Source organism: Motilimonas cestriensis, from assembly GCF_021295315.1.
GTDB lineage: Bacteria > Pseudomonadota > Gammaproteobacteria > Enterobacterales > CBDFNC01 > Motilimonas > Motilimonas cestriensis.
Genome location: NZ_JAIMJA010000018.1, coordinates 21,587 through 43,097, shown reverse-complemented (window position 1 = coordinate 43,097; position 21,511 = coordinate 21,587). Strand labels below are relative to the sequence as shown.

The 21,511-nt window shown below is 42.7% G+C and carries 18 protein-coding genes and 1 other RNA gene; 8 read left to right on the top strand and 11 right to left on the bottom strand.

From position 1 onward, the window contains the following. Nucleotides 1-321 precede the first annotated feature (321 nt). The 5 genes from ffs to K6Y31_RS16220 all read right to left on the bottom strand — a co-directional run bounded on the left by ffs (nucleotide 322) and on the right by K6Y31_RS16220 (nucleotide 4,296). An RNA gene (ffs, locus tag K6Y31_RS16240) (signal recognition particle sRNA small type) lies at nucleotides 322-418 on the bottom strand. Between the two features lie 189 nt (nucleotides 419-607). Next, the gene (locus K6Y31_RS16235) at nucleotides 608-1,396 is read right to left on the bottom strand and encodes a sulfite exporter TauE/SafE family protein (protein WP_233053991.1); all 789 of its coding nucleotides are present in this window, start codon (nucleotides 1,394-1,396) and stop codon (nucleotides 608-610) included. A 175-nt stretch (nucleotides 1,397-1,571) separates the two neighbouring features. Next, entirely contained in the window at nucleotides 1,572-2,993 is a 1,422-nt protein-coding gene (locus K6Y31_RS16230; RefSeq protein WP_233053990.1) for a basic amino acid/polyamine antiporter, read from the bottom strand. Nucleotides 2,994-3,211: 218 nt separating this feature from the next. Next, nucleotides 3,212-3,406 carry a CPXCG motif-containing cysteine-rich protein gene (locus tag K6Y31_RS16225; RefSeq protein ID WP_233053989.1) on the bottom strand — a complete coding sequence of 65 codons (195 nt, stop codon included), beginning with the start codon at nucleotides 3,404-3,406 and terminating at the stop codon, nucleotides 3,212-3,214. A gap of 26 nt (nucleotides 3,407-3,432) precedes the next feature. Beyond that, entirely contained in the window at nucleotides 3,433-4,296 is an 864-nt protein-coding gene (locus K6Y31_RS16220; RefSeq protein ID WP_233053988.1) for a fructosamine kinase family protein, read from the bottom strand. Between the two features lie 180 nt (nucleotides 4,297-4,476). Here K6Y31_RS16220 and K6Y31_RS16215 point away from each other — a divergent pair, with 180 nt between their 5' ends. Beyond that, a complete protein-coding gene (locus K6Y31_RS16215; protein WP_233053987.1) occupies nucleotides 4,477-4,929 on the top strand; it encodes a tellurite resistance TerB family protein in 453 nt (150 codons plus the stop codon). Nucleotides 4,930-4,997: 68 nt separating this feature from the next. On the opposite strand, the gene mepK is transcribed toward K6Y31_RS16215, so the two are convergent. The 3 genes from mepK to leuB all read right to left on the bottom strand — a co-directional run bounded on the left by mepK (nucleotide 4,998) and on the right by leuB (nucleotide 8,710). Continuing rightward, nucleotides 4,998-5,543, bottom strand: coding sequence for a peptidoglycan L,D-endopeptidase MepK (gene mepK / locus K6Y31_RS16210; protein WP_233053986.1), 546 nt, complete (start codon nucleotides 5,541-5,543; stop codon nucleotides 4,998-5,000). A 207-nt stretch (nucleotides 5,544-5,750) separates the two neighbouring features. Beyond that, complete coding sequence (locus K6Y31_RS16205; RefSeq protein ID WP_233053985.1) at nucleotides 5,751-7,379, bottom strand: L,D-transpeptidase family protein; 1,629 nt, start codon at nucleotides 7,377-7,379, stop codon at nucleotides 5,751-5,753. A 224-nt stretch (nucleotides 7,380-7,603) separates the two neighbouring features. Beyond that, on the bottom strand, nucleotides 7,604-8,710 hold the full coding sequence (gene leuB, locus K6Y31_RS16200) for a 3-isopropylmalate dehydrogenase (protein WP_233053984.1): 1,107 nt from the start codon (nucleotides 8,708-8,710) through the stop codon (nucleotides 7,604-7,606). A 247-nt stretch (nucleotides 8,711-8,957) separates the two neighbouring features. On the opposite strand from leuB, the gene K6Y31_RS16195 reads away from it, so the two are divergent. Both K6Y31_RS16195 and K6Y31_RS16190 read left to right on the top strand, forming a co-directional pair. Further along, on the top strand, nucleotides 8,958-9,374 hold the full coding sequence (locus K6Y31_RS16195; protein ID WP_233053983.1) for a hypothetical protein: 417 nt from the start codon (nucleotides 8,958-8,960) through the stop codon (nucleotides 9,372-9,374). 65 nt (nucleotides 9,375-9,439) lie between these two features. Continuing rightward, nucleotides 9,440-9,637, top strand: coding sequence for a DUF4250 domain-containing protein (locus tag K6Y31_RS16190; RefSeq protein WP_233053982.1), 198 nt, complete (start codon nucleotides 9,440-9,442; stop codon nucleotides 9,635-9,637). On the opposite strand, the gene trxC is transcribed toward K6Y31_RS16190, so the two are convergent. Further along, the gene (gene trxC, locus K6Y31_RS16185) at nucleotides 9,634-10,062 is read right to left on the bottom strand and encodes a thioredoxin TrxC (protein WP_233053981.1); all 429 of its coding nucleotides are present in this window, start codon (nucleotides 10,060-10,062) and stop codon (nucleotides 9,634-9,636) included. The two genes, K6Y31_RS16190 and trxC, sit on opposite strands and share 4 nt — an antisense overlap. Before the next feature lie 202 nt (nucleotides 10,063-10,264). On the opposite strand from trxC, the gene K6Y31_RS16180 reads away from it, so the two are divergent. Next, nucleotides 10,265-12,625, top strand: a complete 2,361-nt coding sequence (locus tag K6Y31_RS16180; protein ID WP_233053980.1) for an Ig-like domain-containing protein — start codon at nucleotides 10,265-10,267, stop codon at nucleotides 12,623-12,625. A gap of 141 nt (nucleotides 12,626-12,766) precedes the next feature. On the opposite strand, the gene K6Y31_RS16175 is transcribed toward K6Y31_RS16180, so the two are convergent. Then, complete coding sequence (locus K6Y31_RS16175) at nucleotides 12,767-13,912, bottom strand: M20 family metallopeptidase (RefSeq protein WP_233053979.1); 1,146 nt, start codon at nucleotides 13,910-13,912, stop codon at nucleotides 12,767-12,769. A 210-nt stretch (nucleotides 13,913-14,122) separates the two neighbouring features. On the opposite strand from K6Y31_RS16175, the gene K6Y31_RS16170 reads away from it, so the two are divergent. From K6Y31_RS16170 to ybaK, 4 genes are all read left to right on the top strand, one after another. Then, nucleotides 14,123-15,046, top strand: coding sequence for an ATP-grasp domain-containing protein (locus K6Y31_RS16170; protein WP_233053978.1), 924 nt, complete (start codon nucleotides 14,123-14,125; stop codon nucleotides 15,044-15,046). A 3-nt stretch (nucleotides 15,047-15,049) separates the two neighbouring features. Then, the gene (locus tag K6Y31_RS16165; protein ID WP_233053977.1) at nucleotides 15,050-16,435 is read left to right on the top strand and encodes an ATP-grasp domain-containing protein; all 1,386 of its coding nucleotides are present in this window, start codon (nucleotides 15,050-15,052) and stop codon (nucleotides 16,433-16,435) included. An 80-nt stretch (nucleotides 16,436-16,515) separates the two neighbouring features. Beyond that, complete coding sequence (locus K6Y31_RS16160) at nucleotides 16,516-19,203, top strand: M14 family zinc carboxypeptidase (RefSeq protein ID WP_233053976.1); 2,688 nt, start codon at nucleotides 16,516-16,518, stop codon at nucleotides 19,201-19,203. A gap of 432 nt (nucleotides 19,204-19,635) precedes the next feature. Next, nucleotides 19,636-20,127 (top strand): Cys-tRNA(Pro) deacylase, encoded by a 492-nt coding sequence (gene ybaK, locus K6Y31_RS16150; protein WP_233053975.1) that lies wholly within the window; start codon nucleotides 19,636-19,638, stop codon nucleotides 20,125-20,127. 94 nt (nucleotides 20,128-20,221) lie between these two features. Here the strand turns inward: ybaK and K6Y31_RS16145 are convergent, their stop codons facing one another. Further along, complete coding sequence (locus tag K6Y31_RS16145) at nucleotides 20,222-21,463, bottom strand: NupC/NupG family nucleoside CNT transporter (RefSeq protein WP_233053974.1); 1,242 nt, start codon at nucleotides 21,461-21,463, stop codon at nucleotides 20,222-20,224. Between the last annotated feature and the right edge of the window lie 48 nt (nucleotides 21,464-21,511).

Here is a 21,511-nt window from a genome sequence, read left to right as displayed (position 1 = left end):
TTACCCTCAAAAGAATACATAATTCGGGTTGGCTTTGAAAGGTGAGGACATCTTCGTTGTATTCAAGGTGGAAACAAGCATCAAATTCTAGGCTGCTCTCACACATAATCAGTTCACTTGATTTAGTGCTAGCAAAACGAAAAAGATTTTTTACTGGGGACGGTTTACGAAGATTACGGACATACATAACACACCCGAATGTTGTAAAGTTACAAATAAAACATAGGCTATTACAGCTTATAGTTCAAATTTTTCACTTTATGGGGGAGTTATTACAGCTTATGGGTATGGTGATACACCCACTAATATGGTTGGGTGGTAACCCTAAAGCCACATCCCGGCACTTGAGTCATCCGCTGCGGTTGCTACCTTCCGGTCCTGGCCGAGTTCACGGAGTATCAATGCGAGAGGACCCTAGGGTCACCATTGATTCATTGCTTTCGCAACGGTGTGGATTATTACCTAACGGACAGGTCATTTCAATCTTTAATCTGTCATTTTTGTTTGAATGCTGGTTTTTAAATCAATTTGTTTTTTTGTTGTACATTTCGTTTTTAATGGCGATGTCTTTTTATGCGTTGCGCCAAGCTTGTTATTAAATTTCCCGCTAACTGAAGAATAAAAACTTAATGGCCACCAGCGTTAAGATGGTGGCAAATAAGCGTTTCATAACGATTGGCGGCAGTTGATGGGCCAGCTTAGCCCCTAATTTGGCAAACAAAGCGCTGGTTAAAATAATACCCAGCCATGCCGGTAGATAGAGGTAACCAAGACTGTATTCAGGTAATTGCGTGCTATTCCAGCCAGAGTATATGTGCCCTAAGGTGCCGGAAATGGCGATAGGCAAGGAAAGGGCGGATGAAGTAGCCACGGCATTTGGCATGGCGACGCTACAATAAGACAAAAAAGGTACCGAGAGAGAGCCACCACCAATGCCAAATAAAGACGATATGCTACCAATAATGGTGCCTGCAACACTTTGTCCCCATTTATTGGGAAGCTTACGTGCGGCGCTCGGTTTGAGGTTGAGCGCCATTTGTAATGCTACACATAACGAAAATACACCAATGAGTTTTTGTAATGCGGGGCCTGAGATATAGTCAGCGGCAAACGCGCCTAGCCAAGTTCCAATGATAATACCAATGCTCATTTGCTTAACCACAGGCCAAGAAATAGCTCTGCGTTTGTGATGGGCTAATACTGAGCTGCTTGAGGTAATAATGATAGTGGCAAGGGAAGTACCAACGGCTAAGTGAACTAATACATCGGCAGGAAATTTGAGTAATCCGAATGCAAAAATAAGCACAGGGACGATGATAACACCGCCGCCCAGACCAAATAAGCCTGCTATTAGTCCTGCGCAGGCCCCCAAAACCAAGTATACAATAATGCTCATATTTGCCTGTTAATGTGGAAATTTGATTTATTTTGCAGCAGGTTACCATTGGGAGTTTGATAACAACAGTGTTTATCTAGGTTGTTTTTGAGCGGATGGGCATTAAACAAAAAACTCAGCTTGGTAAGTTAACATCAAACTGAGTTTGTCATTATTTCGTCAACAGGCTGTGCTGTTATAGATTGATGGTGCCAGTGGCTATCATGTAGCAAGCTGTTAACGCCATAAAAATAAGTAAACCCGCGAAGGCTTTTTCTTTGTGGCTGGTTAAGAAGCTTTCACCGGCTTCTTTTTTGGCTTTACGATATACCCAGATGCCGGGTGCATATAATAGTGCGCAAAGTAGTAGCGAATCTAAGCCTGCGGCATAGACTAACCAACAACTGTAAACGGTGGCAATGATGGCTATGAATAAACTGCCCTTGTGCTCACGTTTTTGTTGGGTGACGACCAGTTTGACGGCGTAGGCGGCGGCTAATAAGTAAGGTAGCAGTACCGCAGAAGTAGCAATATAAACTAACGCAAGGTAAGTGCTTTCTTGGACCAGTGTCATGATCAAGAAAAACTGTACTAATAGCGTTGATACCCATAGTGAAAATGAGGCCGAGCCATTTTTGTTTTCACGGCGAAAACAACGAGGAAACAACCCCGATTTAGCGGCAACAAATGGCGCTTCAGCCGATACCACTGTCCAGCTAAGTAGTGCGCCCGATACTGAAACCACTAAACCAGCACTGACAAATTTAGCCCCCCAAGGACCTAAGATGTGCGCCAAAATTTGCCCCATGGATGGATTATGCAAAGCAGCAATTTCAGGTTGTGTCATAACACCAAAGGTAAATAGCGTTACCATAATGTATAGGGTGAGGGCGCAGATCAGTGCAATGATCGTGGCTTTACCTACGTCACTGCGTTTTTTGGCACGGCCAGATACGATCACCGCGCCTTCAATACCAATAAATACCCATAACGTCACCATCATCGACGCTTTAACTTGATCCATTACACTGCCTAACGCTGGGCTGGCGTCTCCCCAAAAATCGAAGCTAAACTTTTCATATTGAAAGGCTAAGATCACCGCGACAATAAATACGATAATCGGTAGTAATTTAGCAATAGTGGCAACGATGTTGACTGCCGCAGCGACTTGCACACCGCGAAGAACTAAAAAATGCATGGTCCAGACTAAGATAGACGCGCCAATAATGGCAGCAACGGTGTTGCCATCGCCGAACAATACCCAATCGGTGGTGTCGGTGAAAATACTTAGCGCGCCGAAAAACACCACAGCATAAGATACGTTAGCCAATAAGTTACAGATCCAATAACCCCAAGCGGAGTTAAAGCCCATAAAATCGCCAAATCCAGCTTTGGCATAGTCAAAAATCCCGCCTTGCAGCTCAGGTTTTACTTTGGCCAAAAAATGGAACACTAGCACCAAGCCTGTCATGCCCACGCCTGTAATCAACCAAGCGATGCTAACCGCACCGGCGGAAGCGCCAGCCGCAATATTTTGTGGCAAGCTGAAAATACCAGCCCCTATCATAGTGCTAATGACTAAAGCGACTAATGATGCAATGCCTAGTTGTTTTTGCAAAGGAAACCTCGAACAGTTAATAATTTTATATTATTAGAGTTATTGAGCTGACCATTCTGCTATATATCAAAATAATAAATATAAGTAGGGCTGGTGAGCAGGCCGGGCACAATAAATGTAATGCGTTGAGAATTCAACTAGCAAGGTATGGAAAACATAAAAATGAATATAAATTCTGTTTTAATGTTGGTTTATGTCAAAGATATCAGCCTGAAGAACTAATCATCATCTGAATTAACGATTACTTCTAGTCTATTTGTCAGCTCGTTGGTGTGTAAATGAATATGAATGGGGTGACAACATTGACGGCAATCTTCGTAAAAGTCTTGATCCCCGTTACTGGCGTCGAGAGATACGTCGGTGTTATTGCCACAAATAGGGCAGGTAATTGATGCTTCATAAAAGTTGATCATGCTACACCTCTAAGTCGTATAGTTGGTTAGAGCAACATAATACGTTTAACCAACATTTCAGTTTTTAGTTGATGGTCGCTGCCATCCTGATTACATAAGGTTAATAGATAGTATAACTGATAGATCAGTTCTCGATCTGTATAGTCATGGGCCAGCGGCCATACTTGTTGATAACCCTGATAAAATGGCTCAGGAAATGCGTTCAGTAATCGGCTTCTGGCGATTTCAGCTTCGCGGTCTCCCCAATAGCTTGCGGTGCCAAAGACGATTGGTTCACCTAGATGGAAGCCGATGTTACCCAGCCACAAGTTACCATGAAGTAAGCTAGGGGTAGGTTTATGATGGATTAATACTTGATGTGCTTGCTCTACCACTGAGTCGATATGACCAAAAGCCATGCCATTTTCTAGGGCAAGCTCTAATTGCCAACCAATACGCTGCTCTGAGAAAAAAGTAGACCAACGCTTAGCCCAGCGATTAGGTTGTACTAAGGCACTGATGTAGTTGTCGGTGTCCCAACCGAACATTTTTTGTTCACCGAATTGATGCAGCCGCGCTACTTGCTCACCCGTGGCATGCCAGCTTTGATCCTTAGCGTAGGAAAAGTTAAAGTATTCGAGTACCAAATAGCTAAAGGCTCTAGTGGTGCCATAACAAATCACTTTTGGACATTGTATTGATTGGCTTTGGCTGATTTGGTTTAGATTGTCGGCCTGACAAGCAAACAGTTCGAGTTTATCGAGCTCGTCTATTTTGACAAAAAACTGCTCATTAGCACTGCTTAATCGATAGGTGTGGGAAATGTTACCGTTTAGCAGTGGTTTTTTTTCTATGGGTACAAATTCTCGGTTGAGTGTGCTGCTGATGTTTTTACAGATGTCTGACCACATAGGAAGTGTCCTTGTAGTTAAATAAAACAAGCGTTTAGTCAAAACCAATTATAGTCGACTTGCGCTAGATAGGCGGTTTGTTATTGGTTTATTGTTAGTTTGGGGTTTTGGTAGCGCGATGATCGCGCTGGAACAGGTTGGATGAACAGCCAGCATTGCCTTGTTAAAAATAGGAATATTATGATTGCTGCATTAAAAAGCTTTTTTGCTGATTTAAAAGTAGAAGAAAAAACCGAGGTGATTGATATTGAACTCGCGGTGGCTGTTTTGTTGACTGAGGTAGGACAAGCCGACAGTGAAATGTCCGTTGCAGAGCAACAAAAGATTGAGTACATGCTGATGAAAGGCTTTGATTTAAATGAAGAAGAAGCAAAAACTTTGTTACTTAAAGCGCAGCTACAGCAAGATAAGTCGGTGTCGATGCAAACCTTTACTTCGGTATTAAAAGATCAGCTAAATTACGAGCAGCGCGTACGTTTCGTCAAAGGTATGTGGCTAGTGGCGTATGCTGATAATCAGCTTGACCCGTTTGAAGACTATATTATTCGCAAAATTGCGGATTTGCTGTATCTAAAACACAGTGATTTTATTCAAACTAAACTCAGCGCTGAATCACAGAGCAAATCCAAGTAGTAATAGTTAGCGATAAGGCTTAGCCAATCAGCTTGGCTAAGCGCTTTGTCGCTGTTTATGGTTTAATACTAACCCCAAGCACGAGTTGGGCCAGTGTCAATGTGAATAAAGTCGCGGTAGCGGCCGACCCCACCAGAGCGCAATGACATGGCCGCTTTATGTACATCTTTCATTGGTACACCTTCAATAAAGAAGTCAATTGCTTGGCCTGTCATGTGAAAACTTTTCTTCGCTACCTTGCTTGATTTGCTGCGCAACATTTTGTTAGTTGCAGGTGAGCGATAACCACTAATAATTTTAATGGGCGCATCATTTACATTAAGCTTAAGACGAATTGCGTTGAGCTTGTCGTATAACCTTGCGTCCATCATGGTGGCTTGGTCTTGTCTAAAGTCTCGACAAATGTGATTGAGTTCTAGTAGCCCTTCGCGAACATATTGTGAGCCGTTGAAGTATTCACAGCGAGCAGACTCACCAGTATGAACACTTGAAAGGGTCAAGATACGGTTACTTGGCGTAACGGTTTTACTTGCGTAAGCAAGATTAGGTAATAAGGTTGAAGCAGCAGTTAGGCCGCCTAATGCTAAAAATTGTCTACGATTTATCGAAGCCATAAATACTACTCAACTGTTATGGAATGGGTAAAACGTGGAAAGCAATTATGTTGCCAATATTTAGCAACAAACTTTACAGAAGGATTATATCCGTATTAGAAAAGTATGAGGCGTTCCAAGCCCGGTCACCATAACGGTTGTACAAAAAAGGGTCAAATCAATGTTTGACCCTTTGGGGTATTTTGTGAGGGTTGCACCGTCAAATTATTATAAATTTGCGACCGTCTTTTGCGAATTGCGAACCGTTTGGCGAATATCTGTTTCGATAACTGGCTGATCGAAATCATAAATATCACTTCTGAAATTCACATTACCGGTTTCGTCGACCCACGCTGTTTGGTAAATCATATGAACAGGCAGTTTTAAGCGTAATGAAATAGCTTTGGTTTTAATTTCGCCTTCATTTTTTTGCAGATACTCAAAGTCTTTTGGATTTTTCTTCGACAATGTCAGCAATTTTTCTGCAAACTTACCTGCGTGCTCAACCCTGACACAGCCAGAACTGAGAGAACGGTTTTCTCTATTGAAAAGCGATTTACCCGGGGTGTCGTGTAAGTAAATCGCCATGTCATTAGGGGTATTAAATTTATATCGACCTAAAGCATTACTGTTACCCGGCGGTTGACGCATCCGATACGGGAAGTGTTTTGGATTAACCGCTTGCCAATCGATTTCTTGTGGCGGGATCACTGGCGAGTCGGCACTCCAATTTTGCAATACCTGGTAGCCTTTACTGGGTAAGTAATTTTCATCACGCTTGGCTTTAGGAATGATGTCTTCTTGCATTATCGTCACTGGAATGTTCCAGCCTGGATTAAACACAATAGAGTCGAGTCGGGTTATAAAGATTGGCGTTTGGCGACTAGGGCGGCCAACAATAACACGCGTTTCAAACACGCGCTTTTCATCGACCCATACATCCATTTCAAAGGCGGGTACGTTTACCACCACGATGCCTTTTTTGTCTTCAGGCCATAACGATAAGCGAAGCATATTGAGCGCTAACAATTGTTGACGCTTTTCGATTGAAGCATTTAGCCAAGCTAAAGTTTTTGGCCCTATTATGCCATCGACAAATAAGCCATGACGGCGCTGAAACACTCGGATATGCTCTTGCAGTTCAGCAGACAAATAAGTTAAATGTAAATCTTTTAGTTGTTGTGCCTGTTCGGCTGAAATATCACCGAGTAGGGTAAGAATATCAATAATTTGCTCAGCACTTTGCAGTGGATCGTTATCTCTTACTACTCGCACTGGCTCGGTAACCATGGGCCAGCTAACATCGGCTAGTGTATTGAAGTGATCTTTTACCGCCGCCATTTGCTGGAATTGATCAAAATGGGATTGCTGTTGTTCAATAAAAGTCGCTAATTGATTCAACTTTAGCGCCTGATTAAGAGCCTTCGCTTGGTCGCTATCCTCCAACAAAGTGACTTTTTGCTTTTTCTTGGAGTCAGGTTGAAAGAACCAGTCGACACCAACTTGTTTCATCGATTCTTTGTAGCGATATACATAAAGCAAGGCATTAGCAAACAGCTGGCGGTTCTCTGCGCTGGCTAAAGAAAAGTTAACTTGCTGCAGCTGCTGCCAGTTGTGCGTGAGTTGTTGATCAACACGCGATTCACCGGCCATGGTGATTTGCTGCTTGGCTGCTTCAAAATGACGATTGTCTAGCCAAGTATCATAATGCATCAATTTTTGATAGTTCTCCCCACGTAAAGAGACGGTTGATGCATCGGTTTGCATTTTCCATTCACTGGGAAAACTGTGTTGCGGGCTCGCACTCACCACTGGGGTCAGTAATATCGACGCAAACGCGGCTAAGAAAGGTTTCACTGTATAACTCCAAAAATATATAAAGTTGGCTAAGTACCAAGAGGCTGGAGAGCTGAAAATATTATTATGTTTGTGCGGTTTTGTAGCGCTTTACTAAACGCTTAGTTTTTATATTGCACAAGGTAGAAAGTAAGCGGCTGTTTGTCAATTATTAATAAAGGTTAATGTTAATATAAAGAAAAAACGCACCCGAAGGTGCGCTTTAGAATACTAATTAAGCAAAATTATGCCACTGGCATTTCAGCTAATGCGGCACATACCATATCACCGAACTTCTCAGTGCTGATTAAGGTCGCTTCACTGTCTTTTGACAGATCAGGCGTTGAGAAGCCTGCAGCAAAAACGCTTTGCATTGCTGCCCAAAGGTTTTTCGCTTCTTGCTCCATACCAAAGCTCATTTCTAGCATTAATGCCACTGAGCCTATCATAGAGTAAGGGTTGGCGATGCCTTTGCCTGCGATGTCTGGCGCGCTGCCGTGAGAAGGCTCGTAGTAAGATTTTTCAGGACCTTTACATGCTGAAGGCATTAGGCCAAGAGAGCCAAGAATACCGCCCCCTTGGTCACTTAGAATGTCACCAAACATGTTTTCCATTACCATCACATCAAATTGTGCTGGGTTTAGGCATAGGTAAGTGGCGGCAGCATCCACTAAGATGTTTTTCACTTCAACGTCAGGGAAGTCAACTGCAACTTCATCGACAATTTCGTTCCAAAGAACAGATGATTTAAGCACGTTTGATTTGTGAATGTTGTGCAATACTTTCTTACGTTTTTGCGCAACTTCAAAGCCAACTACGATGATTTGACGGATTTGGTCTTCATCGTATTCCAGTACTTCGCGTACATAACGTTTGCCGTCTTCGTTAACGCCGACTTCTTTGTGACCAAAGTACAAGCCACCCACCAGCTCGCGGATGATCATAATGTCAATACCTTCGCCAATCACTTCTTGCTTAAGCGGCGAGAAGTGAGAAAGGGCTTTTGGTAAATACACTGGACGGAAGTTCGCGTAGGTGTTGTAACGGCGACGTAGTGGCAGTAATGCACCGCGCTCTGGTTGCTCATCAACTGGGATCTTCTTCGACTCTTCATGGCTTAAGCCAATGGTGCCTTTTAAGATGGCATCCGCTTCATCACAGGCCTTAATGGTTTCTTCAGGGAATGATTTACCGGTTGCAAAATAGGCCGCTGCACCAAATAGTACATCGTTTAGTTCAAAAGAAACGTCTTTATTACGTTGTTCTACTAACTTAAGTACCTTTACCGCTTCCTTCATTACTTCTGGGCCGATACCGTCACCTGCAAGTAATGCAATTTTATAGTTTTTCATTATTTTCCTTAGCTAGTGCTACTTCCTAATTTCTGCTCAGAATAATAAGTAAAAGGGGTCCTTAATGCAATCTGAGCGTGCCGCAATATCAATACTTATGCACTAATAATAAGTAACTTTTCACAATTGGGCAGAATATGCGACATGATTTGCCATAATTGCACTCTAATTTGCCTCAGTTTAACCATCTAATAACCCTTTTTCATTGCTGTAATGTTCTCATTCACCGTCAATGAGGAAGGAAACTATGAAATATCAATTAGGCAAAACAATACTAAACAGCGTGCTCATTACCTTACTGTTGTTATTTTTAACGAATTTGTTGCAACCATTAAAAGCGGCGACTTTTTCTGAGCCACTAGAGGTGGCTAACAACCTAGAGGAACAGCTAAATTTAGCTTTATCTCACTCTGGTTGGGCAATGGCCAGTACGGTGGGAGCGGCCCTTACTGCAAACGAGACAGGGTATAAAAATACTTCAGCAACAACTGCTCGACACACTCAGGTAAATCCCCCCTTGATATTAAATGCGGGTTTTGGCTTACCGGAGCCTGCATACAATATGCACCTATCTGCTATATTCACGCTCATTCTGTTATTAACTGGCGCCAGTCTATATATGCGTCAGCAGTGTCAAAAAATGCAATCACTTAGCGATGATTAACCACTTTACGGGCAGTATGATGAAAGCTGATAATGTAGTTTTGCATTGCCCCTTTGGAGAGGTTTATGAATTTTAGTCGCTACTTAACCATGGACGTTAATATGCTACTCAGCATTGTTAATATGAAGTTACGTGATGAAGGTGATCAATTAGAAGACTTTTGCCAACGTTATGAAATGGATAAAACGCAGCTTGAGCTGCGTTTGAACAACCATGGTTGGTTTTACCAGACCAGTAATAACCAATTTACTAAAACAGATTAGATCTCTTGGTTTAGCCATTGAGTGAATTGGCCAGCGGGCAGGGCGCCTGCTAATTGTTGCACCATTTTACCATTTTTAAACACCATTAGGCTGGGGATGCTGCGGATATGATACTGACTGCCTAATTGCGTTTCTACTTCGGTGTTCACTTTGGCAAAAATAGCGCGGCCTTCGTAGCTTTTGGCCGCTTGTGCAAATACCGGCGCAAATTGTTGACAAGGTCCGCACCAGCTCGCCCAAAAATCAACCACTACGGGGATGCCACTGTTTATAAGGTGTGTGAAGTTATCGCTGGTTGCCTCGACAGGCACCCCGGCAAATAAGTTGGTTTTACATTTACCACACTGCGGCTGCTGCGCAAGTTTGTTGGTTGCGATACGGTTTTTAACGCTGCAGTGTGGACAGCGAATAATACAAGTGTCCATGATATTTCCAATTTGTTTTGTTGTTGATTGTAGGCAAACGCTAATTAAATACATGCATTTGCGTTGGTAAATTGCGCTGTTTTACATCAAAAAGTTGAATCTGATCCAATTTTTCCCTACGCAATTGGTACAGTTCAGGTATTTTGATTTATGATGAAATTGCAATAAAGGATCTTATTGTAACAATTTCAGGATGAATACAATGAATATGAAACTATCGACCATCGCCTCTTTGGTGATCGGTGCATGCGTTAGTTCGCAAGCAATGGCGGCTGAGCCTATTCAGTGGCAAGCCGGACAAACAAAAGTCACTAATGGTGATTTAGTGATTTACAACAACAGCTGTTATGTAGCTAAAAACAATCCCGGTACTTGGGAAACCCCAACGGCCACTTCTTGGTTTTGGTCAGCAACAAGCTGTGGCACTTCGCCTACGGTTGAACCGACAGTTGAACCCTCTGTTACCCCCACAACTGAGCCAACAGCCGAACCAAGTATTGAGCCAACCCAACCACCTGCTGGTATGATTGTTTGGGTACCGGGCACGACCCGTGTTAGTAACGGCGACCAAGTCAGTTATAACGATCGCTGCTTTGAAGCGAAAAACAATCCGGGTCCATGGGAAACGCCAGCGGCTGGCGGTAACTGGTTCTGGAATGAAATTGGCTGTGATGGCACCGTTCCTACTCAAGAGCCGACCACGGAGCCAACTACGCCACCCACACAAGAGCCGACTATTGAGCCGACCTTACCGCCTACTCAAGAGCCCACTATTGAGCCAACATTAGAGCCAACGCAACCACCGTCTTCTGGCGTATGTGATGAGCCTGCTTATGTCGCGGGTACGTCTTATGTTGCTGGCGATGTTGTGCAAAATAATGAAAAAGGTTACGAGTGTGTCATTGGTGGTTGGTGTTCATCTGACCAAGGCTTCTATTATGAGCCAGGTGTAGGCAGTGCATGGCAAGATGCTTGGGCAGAAGTAAAAGCGTGCCCAGCGGTAGTGACTGATGTGACCTTTACTGCGCCTGTTCAAGGCAGTGCACATTTACAAGGTAGCTTAATCGATGTAGCGGTTAATGCGAAATCAACTGATGCTAACCGAGTCATTACCAGTGTTGAGTTTTTCGCAAATGATATTTCCATTGGTACAGACACTAATGCGCCGTTTACCGTGTCATACAAAGCAATGGACTTAGGTAATGTTGCCCTTAAAGCCGTGGCTACAGACAGTAAAAACCTAGTGGGCGTGGCATTAAGTAACATTAAAGTAAGTGATAAACCAGTTGTGGTTGACATTACTGCGCCGAGCAAAGGTAAAGTAAACACAGGTAAAGTGGTTGCAATCGAAGTGTCAGCTGAGTCAATTCCTGCTGCTATTTCTAAAGTCGATTTCTATCAAGATGGCGCAATGATTGGTAGTGATACGAGCTATCCATACAGCTATAACATGACATTCACGACCGACGGTGATCACTTAGTTAAAGTAGTCGCTACCGACAGTAAAGGTAATTCTGCAGAAGATACTAAAACAGTTAAAGCGACGAGTATTCCTCCTTTAGCTGATCGCGCTGTGATTGGTTACTGGCATAACTTTGAAAATGGCAGTGGCTTCCCGCTACTTCCTGAAGTATCGCCAGAGTGGGACATTATCAATGTTTCCTTTGCTGAGCCGAAACGTGGCAGCGAATCAGACATGACCTTGGAAATTCAAACTAAGCTAGGTCACAGTGAAGCGCAAATGAAGTCAGACATTGAGTTTGTCCAAGCGCGTGGCCAAAAAGTGTTGATTTCTATCGGTGGTGCAAATGCGCACGTGAAATTGAAAACCGACGCTGAACGTGAAGAGTTCACTGCAAGCATGATTGCGTTGATTGAGAACTATGGTTTTGATGGTTTGGACATTGACCTTGAAGGTGGTTCAACATTGGCGCTAAATAGCGACGATAAAGACTTCCGTAACCCAACCACGCCAACTACAGTGAACATGATCCGCGCGGTTAAAGACATTATTGCTCACTTTAACGGTGATTTAATCTTGTCTATGGCGCCGGAAACGCTTTACGTGCAAAGTGGTTACCGTGCTTACGGCCCATTAGAAGGTGCTTACTTGCCGATTATCCACGCACTACGTGATGAGTTAACAGTTATCCATGTACAGCTGTACAACACCGGTAGCATTAACGCACTAGATGGACAAGCATACGGTCAAGGTACACCTGACTTCATCGTGGCGATGACTGAAATGATGTTAACTGGCTTTAAAGTCGGCGATCACTTCTTCCCAGGTTTACGTGCTGATCAAGTAGCGATTGGTTTACCGTCTATCCCAGCAGCTGCGCCATCGGGCGGTTTTGTCAGCGTATCGGATACCCAAAAAGCAATGGATTACCTGATTTCAGGTAAGAGCTTTGGCGGTAAATACGTACTGCAAAACCCAGAAGGCTACAATAACTTACGTGGTGTGATGACTTGGTCAATTAACTGGGACCGCACTCAAGGCAGCAAGTTTGTTAACGGCCACGCTAGCTATTTTGATAGCTTGCCACCTGTAACAAAATAAGCAGTTATTGTATTGCTTTCGCTATGTGATGACTTGGCCCAGTGAAGTAATAACTGGGCTGAGTAAAACTAATAATCACAACTAAAATAGACTCGACACGAAACAAGACCCTCTTTAGGGTCTTGTTTCGTAACACCGTTATTAGCCACAATTCAAGCTAGATATCTGCTTTTTCTTTTTTGCTAAAGCTTGCTGGCAAAAGTAAAGTAATATTTTACTCATCTCATCGATACGCCGTACAAAGCTGGCTTTTTCTGCTCGCTCCGCACTGGTATGGTCGCCATCCCCGTAAGGGCCAAAACCATCAAGGGTGATAAGCCCTGCTGCTGACATGATATTGGCATCACTACCGCCACCGCGGAACTCCGTTAAAATTGGGTAACCAACTACCTTGCTAATTTGTTTAACTAACGTGCTTTGCCCCTTACTTGGCGCCATTACATCACGCTGCACACCTCCACTGATGTTAACGGTGATGCCAGCCACTTTTGGGGTATCGATGATGTGCGCTATGCTTTCAAGTAATCGCATTTTTTCATCATTATTGGCAAAGCGGGCTTCGACAACAAGTGTCGCGGTGGGAGAAATAGTATTAGCGCCGATACCACCACTTATTTTACCCACATTCACGGTGGTTTTTTGGCTCAGGTCTGTTAACTCAGTAAGAGCAATAATCATATGGGCCGCTGCTAAGTTAGCGTTGATGCCACTCTGATAATGATTGCCCGCATGTGCGGCCTTACCGGTTAAATTAATGGTAAAAGTAGCGACCCCTTTACGGCCAATAACTACCTCATGATTCTTTCCAGCCGCTTCAAAAACAAAACAGTAGTCATAATTAGCAGCTAAAGATGCTGATAAATGTTTACTGTCATCGCTGCCAGTTTCTTCATCACTGACTAATAACATGTCGATATTGAACACCTTACCTAGTTCATTTTTAACATGTCGAAGGGCATTAAGTGCAATAAAGTTCCCGCCTTTCATATCGCACACTCCTGGGCCGTATATCCACTCCTCATCTTGCTGAAAACCTTCAAAAGTGCCCTCTGGAAACACGGTATCTAAGTGCCCGAGCAACAGCACTTTTGGCCCAGGTACTTTTACAGAGCTGAATAATAAATGGTTGCCAATGGTTTCACGGTGATAGGTTTGACACTGAAAACCTAGGGGTAACATCCATGCTTTAAAAATTTCAGCGTTATCATCAATCCCTTGTTTATTTCCACTGTGAGAGTTTAGATTGATTATTTCAGAAAGTTCATAAAAATCAATTTCATGCATCATGAGTTAAATCTATCCTTAGGGCGTTGTATGAATGATAACTTTACTATTTAAGTATAAATTTCTTACAAAAAGGCGGCGGTTTGATGACTTATTTCTTGAACTTCTATGAATTATTAGTGTTTTTATTGTTTTGTCAAAATAACATCACAAGAATGACTATAATCACTTTGATTAAGCAGTACCGAACAATGACCTTCTAAGGAAAAAATAATGGCAACAGCAAATGTCGGGCTCTGGTTATATGAAAATGGTGGTGGTGCAGAGGTTGAAGCAAAAATAGTACAGGCGCTGAAGCAGCGTAATATTACAAGTGTGAGTAATTTAAACTTGCGTGACGCTTACTCACATCAAGGCCAAATTATCTGTCATGATGTGGTGATGGAAGATCTCAGTTTATTTTTCAGTTACAACGCTGGCCAACAATCACCGTATCAAGTGTACTTATACGAAGCTATCAGCCAACGGGTTCCCACCATTAATAATTACGCCGCTTTTGCATTATCTGAAGATAAGTTCAAAACCTCCTATTTGCTGCATAGCCACGGTATTCCAACTGCGGATTTTCGCTTATGCCATAAAAGTGATCTTGCTGGATTAAAACAAGCGATGCGCGATTGGGGAGGGAGGATCATTTACAAGCCGACAGACGGTTGGGGCGGTGCTGGCATAGTAAAAATAGAAGGTGAGCAAGCATTAGACATGTTAGCGCCGTTTTTAGCTGACTCCGCTCTGCAGTATCTCTACCTAGAGCGCTTTATTGATTATGACAACACCGATTACCGTGTCGATATTGTCGATGGTCAATATATCGGCTGTTATGGTCGCAGAGCCCGCAAAGATGACTGGAAAACCAATATTAGCAGTGGTGGCAGTGTGTTTGTGCGCGAGCCTAGTGACGAGGTGGTCACCTTAGCATTAAAAGCCGCGGCTATCAGCGGTTTGGAGATAGCTGGGGTAGATATCATATACGATCGCGAACAAGAGAAATTTGTCGTGCTGGAAGTGAATGGTATTCCCGCGTTTGCGACCCCTGAGCAAGAAAAATTGGGCCTTAATTTTAATCAAAAGAAAATTGATGCCATCGTTAATTTAATTGACCGCACCGTACACGTGGCACAGGCTAAGGTGGCCTAACTAATGAAAGTGAATCGTTCGTTGCCCAAATTGGGTTTTTTATATTTGAATCATGTAATGCGTTTTTTTGATAAGTCTAACTTTAAAGGCTGGCCCAATAAAATTGAGCAAGTTACCTACCGTTGGGGTAAAGATAAAGAGCGTTTAATCGCTGAGATCAAGGAGAAACAGATTGATGTATTGATCGGTAATATTCCTGCTACCGCTTATGAAACGTTCAGAGAAATAGCAAAAGCGTTACCCGAGGTTGAGTTTGTGCCGTCACTTGATGCGCAGTTTGCCAACAAATCAAAAGAAAACGTCACGCATTTTTGTCATAAATATAATTTACCCGTTCCTGCGACTGACATTTTTTATGTACCTGAGCGCGCAGAACAATTTTTGAAGACAACACAATATCCAAAGATCATTAAACGCTCATTTGGCCCTTCAAATTATGGCGGTTATTTTGTGCATAAAGTGGACAGCTATGATGAAGCCAGCAAGCTTCTGAATAAGCGTAAATACTACCCTGTGTATGTCCAAGATTTTGTGCCCATGGAGGCGGATATTCGGGTGATGTTGATTGGTCATAAACCTGTATGTGCTTTTTGGCGTCGGCCTCCTGAGGGGGAATGGCTGACCAATACAAGCCAAGGTGGCAGCATGGATTATCAAAACGTGCCCAAAAGTGTGCTTAATCTGGCGGTTAAAGCATCAAAAGCCGCCAAAGCAGAATATTGGGCATGTGATATTGCATTGGGTAAAAACGGTAAAATCTATATTTTGGAATGTGCCACCGCTTTTGCGGCTTTTCCGTATATTCGCGATTGGATTGGTCAATATCTGATGTGGAAGTATTCAAAAGGCTTGTTTAGTAAACCGCATTTTCCAATGTGGAACTGGGAAGAATTGGGGAAAATTAACCCACAATTATTGCGTACTATGCGCCATATTAGTTTTGGTAAATATACGCCAAGTTGCGATGGTAATGAGCTATTTGAGCAACTCGACGATCAAGGCTACCCATTGCTTGCAGTAGAGCAGGGCAGGATTGAAGAGTGGCCCAGTTGTGTTTGGAATTTCCAAGACAATGTAAAAATAAACCATCATCAGTCATTTCCGTTGCAGAATATTGCCGTTAGCCAAGACGAAAGTTGCGAAACGTTAGAGCAAGAAAATACTAGCAATGAGAAAGTGATCTCTCACCATTCGTTGATGAGTTTTTTCACTGGTATTAAAGGTATAGGTGAAAAAATGGCATCTGAAATTATCGCCACCTTAGGGATCCAAGGCGTTGTGGATGCGTTGACTCATGACCCACAGAAATTATGCAGCATTAAGAATGTGAAAGATAAAAAGCTCAAACTAATCACTAGCCACTGGCAGCATTACAACCAACAGCTATAACGCCTTACATGGGAGCGTGGTATTGTGCAAAACTGCAATGCCAACGCTCCCTTTGCTTTTCCATTCAAACGGGTTCATTTATGAAAACTCAATACGCCTCGTATCAAGAAACGTTGACATTTTTAGAAGAGGCCATGAGCCAGCATCCAAATTTGATACGCCTACAAAGCATTGGTGAAACCTGGGAACAGCGGCCCATTATGTTAGCCACCATTTCTAATGATGTGAGTTATGCCGATCAAAAGCCTGCCTTGCTTTACACTGGTACAATTCATGCCAGAGAATGGATTGGAAATGAGTTAGCAATTAAATTTGTTAAATATATTATTGATAATTATAGATTTAATCCAAAGTTAATGGCTGCCCTGACGCGTAACACCCTCTACCTTGTGCCTTGTCTTAACCCTGATGGTTTTGAATATTCGCGTAATCACTTTTCGTTTTGGCGTAAAAATCGTCGTGACAATGGTGACGGTTCATTTGGTGTTGATTTAAATCGAAATTTTGATTCTCATTTTCGTAAACAGGTAGATGCCAATAGTACGACTTATTCGGGACCACATGCTTTTTCTGAGCCAGAAACTCAAGCGATTAAAGGGTTTGTTGAAGCCCATCCAAATATTACGATAGCACTTGATTACCATTCTCAAGGTAATGTGTTTTTCCCTGCACACAAGTTTAACCATGAGGTTGAGATAGAAGGCACCGACCTTAATGTGCTGTGCGCTAATATGAACTGTGAAATCAAAAAAGTAACAGGTCGGCAATACGGTATTCATCGTGGTAAGCCGCCTGCTAATTTAATTAGAGGCAGCGGCCGAGAGTATTATTATGCACGGGGAATATTAGCGGTGGTGGTAGAGGTTGGCACCCGTAATATTCCTGACTATATGCAGAACATGGCACAAAGTGTCGATGAAAATATTCCCGCGTTATTTTACGCACTGAGCGAAGCGATTAATTACTCTAGCCTTGCTCCCAAGCGAGTAGAAGGGTTTACCATCAACAAAATTGGTGTTGATAGCGTGACCTTAGAGTGGCTTCCGCCTGCTAATGATGACTTATATTTTGAAATTTATCGCAGCGACAGTAGCAAAAGCCAATGTAATGAGCAGACATTAGTGGCGATTACTAAATCAACATTATTTACTGATGTGCAATTAAGCAGTGGTAAAAGTTATTACTATAATATTCGCGCTGTAGATAAAATCAGTAAAATCAAATCACCTTTTAGCCCCGAAATCCGCTTAAAAACCCTACTCGCCAATGATGAGTTTTCATTAACTGTGTTTCCAAGTAAGGCAGAAGTTGGCTATTTAGGCGCCAACTACCTTAATAAAAATAAAGAACATTTCGGTTATAACTCAATGTTTATAGGCGTTAATCAAAAACGAGGGATCAGTTATGGGTTAGTGCGGTTTGATTTAACTAATTTGCCTGAAGGTGCCAACATTAAGATTGCCCGGTTTGCTTTGTATCCGATGAATCGTGTTGCCGCAAAAATTGAAAAATATGGTCATTGGTCAATTGATATTCTCGACGCCCACCAAATTGCTGATATTTATGATTTCACTGAGATTGCATCAGCACCCAGTTTGTTTAGTTTAGGTCATACTATCGAGTCAGATAAACTAACCCAAGGGATTTGGAGCCACTGGCCCTTTAACGGGGTTGAGCGAGAACGATTACAACAGCACTGTCAGCAACAAGAAAACCTTAGCGTAAAAAAATACCTATTATTACGGATCCAAGGGCCGACTACTTTACCGCTGGGTAATGACTCGCAGATGATGCAATTTGATATTGGCTTTGGTCCTTTTGGCAGTGGGTTACATTATCGGCCCTATCTGGAATTGATTTACAGTAAACAGCAGCAAACAATTGAAATGCTGCCTGATTCGTTACATACCATTTATCCTGATAGGGTCGTTGAGGGTAAGCTGGCTGCCGGTTTTGACCCACAAGGTAAAATCATTTATGGCCAGATGGCATTTGCGCTTGATGCTTTACCTGACCCTGATACGACTGTGATCACTGAAGCCTACTTAGTACTTAATCATAAATTAAGTGATGCTAAACTAGGCGGTAAAGATATTCGCTTTACTATTGAATTGGTTGAGCTAAATGATGTTGACTATTCAAGTGTAAAGCAACGTGAAAAAATTGAATACATTGGTTACGAAGTCAGCATTGAACAATTGCGCGAACAAGCAAAACAGTTTTTTATTTTTGATAGCTATAGCCGGCTAGCGCTTGAGCGCTTACATAGTGAGAATAAAGCGTTTTATTTTATTATTCGCGCCACTGCTGCATCTCAATCGAAAAATGTCTTGGTAGATTGGTATTCAATAGATCATGCACAGCAGGCAAAACTGGTGATCAACACCATCGAACGACGTAAGTTTCCGCTCGATCCGCCCAGTGATTTGAACATTATTAGCGAGAATAAAGCATTAAAACTCACGTGGAAGAATCCAGTTCACCCAGATTTTGTGGGCTCATTTGTGGTACGAAATCGATTTCATCCGCCCAAATCACCTGCAGATGGCGTTAAAATTTATGGCGGTAAAGACGAGTATACCGTTGACCGATTTGGTAATAGTCAAATTGCTAAGTATTATTCTGTGTTTAGCTATGACAACGTGCCAAATTATTCCGCACCAACGTCAGTTTATTATGAGAATAATCAAGTGATAAGCCTTGATGAACAGAGTAATGAGCTATTCTCAGAAACGGAAGATGAAGATATGTTTTTGGGAGATGACTAAGGTCTGTTGATCTTTTGAGCTTGTTTTTCAGCGATTTGTTGGGTATTTATACAAGGCAGAGACTTTGCGGCATAGTCACCTACGCAAAAAGGTGCTAACGCAGTAGAAATGAGCAACAAACGCAGCCCAAAGAATTCGGCTAAAAGCGCTTTGCGCGTCGCTGAGCAGTATTTACTTAGAGTACTAAGCTACACACTGCTCGCCTCGCTCAAAACGCTTTTAGACAAGGTGTCCCCTATCGAACAAAAATTAACCACCAAAGATCAACAGACCTTAAATAATATAAGCTAGTGCACTTTTCGCCAGCTTAGCTCTTTGAAGCCAAGTTTAGCTGTAGGCAGAGCTTGCTCTGCGAATATCACAAATTCCCTGAGCAAGCTCAGGTCCCACAAGAAACACGAATCAACAAGTTCAACCAACAAAGGATCTAACATGACACCAGCCGTTCGATGGCTTAAAAAGCAAAACATTCCCTATGAAATCCATGAATACGAACATGACAAATCCAATAATGACTTTGGTAAAGAAGCCGCTGAAAAGTTGGGATTAGATCAAAACCTAGTATTTAAGACCCTATTAGCCTGTGACGCAACGGATAAAAATAAACTCGTTGTTGCGATTGTTCCTGTGGCTGGCTTACTTGATTTAAAAGCGTTGGCTAAAGCGGCCAAAATTAAAAAGATGGTAATGGCAGATCCGGTTCATGCCGAGCGAGTAACGGGTTATATCGTCGGCGGGATTAGCCCGATAGCCCAGAAAAAGCGTCTAGCTACTTTTTTAGACAGCTCTGCAACTGGCCTTGAAACCCTGTATATCAGTGGCGGAAAACGCGGACTTGATCTCGGGTTAAGTTGTGACGGATTACTAAAAGCAACCTCGGCAACACTTGCTGATATTAGAGAAGAAAAGGGAAGAGGGGAATAACCAGCTAAAGTCAGTGAAACTTAAGAAATAAAAAAATCGGCCTGTTGGCCGATTTTTTTATTAAATGTACTTTTAGTTAGGCAGCTTCTATCACTTATAAAGCGAAGAACAGACCCGCTAACGCTGCACTCATTAAGTTGGCTAATGACGCAGCAACAATGGCTTTAACACCTAACTTAGCAATGTCATGACGACGTGTTGGTGCCATCGTACCTAAACCGCCTAGTAGAATCGCTACTGATGAAAGGTTAGCAAAACCACATAATGCGAAGGTAACGATAACTTGCGTATTCATTGAAAGCGTATCACGTACGCCAACAAAATCGATGTAAGCTACAAACTCGTTAAGCACTAGTTTTTGACCGATGAAGCTACCTGCGGTAACCGCTTCAGCCCATGGCACACCAATAAGCCATGCAACAGGTGCAAACACGTAACCTAAGATTAATTGAATGGTGAAGTTATCATGGCCGAACACACCACCAACATAGCCGACAAAGCTATTCATTAGCGCGATAAGACCGATAAAAGCCAGTAGCATTGCGCCCACGTTAAGCGCCAGTTGCAAGCCTGAAGATGCACCAGATGCCGCCGCGTCAATCACGTTAGCTGGCTTATCTTCTTGCTCAGCCATCGCGTCATCCATGTTGTCGATAACCTGCTGCGTTTCTGGCTTCATCATTTTAGCCATTAACAAACCGCCAGGGGCTGCCATGAAAGAAGCGGCAATTAGATACTTAAGCTCAACACCTAGACCTGCATAGCCAGCCAATACAGACCCAGCAACACTCGCTAAACCACCCACCATAATAGCGAATAGCTCAGATTGGGTCATTTTAGGAATGAAAGGGCGCACAACTAATGGTGCTTCAGTTTGGCCAACAAAGATGTTTGCAGTAGCAGACATGGCTTCAGGACGGCTAATACGAAGTACTTTATGTAAACCACCACCGATTAGCTTAATGATCCATTGCATCACGCCAAGGTAGTAAAGCACGGCGATTAATGAAGAGAAAAAGATAATAATTGGCAGTACACGGAAGGCAAACACAAAGCCACCGCCACCGAATACTTCAAACATCTTATTGCTGACGAGGCCGCCAAATAAGAAGTTGATACCGGCTTGCGCACTATCGATAACCGCTTGAACACCACCTGAGATGCTTTCTAATACATCTTTACCAAATGGAACGTAAAGTACAAAAGCACCTAGACCCGCTTGAATGGCAAATGCCCCCAAAATGGTTCTAAAGTTAATTGCTTTTTTGTTGTCACTTAAGAGATATGCAATTAAGAGCAATGCACCTATCCCTATTAAACTCATTAATGCTGCCATGGTGGTTCCTTTTATTATCTAGTTAATCATTGTGCTGTCGGTGACGGC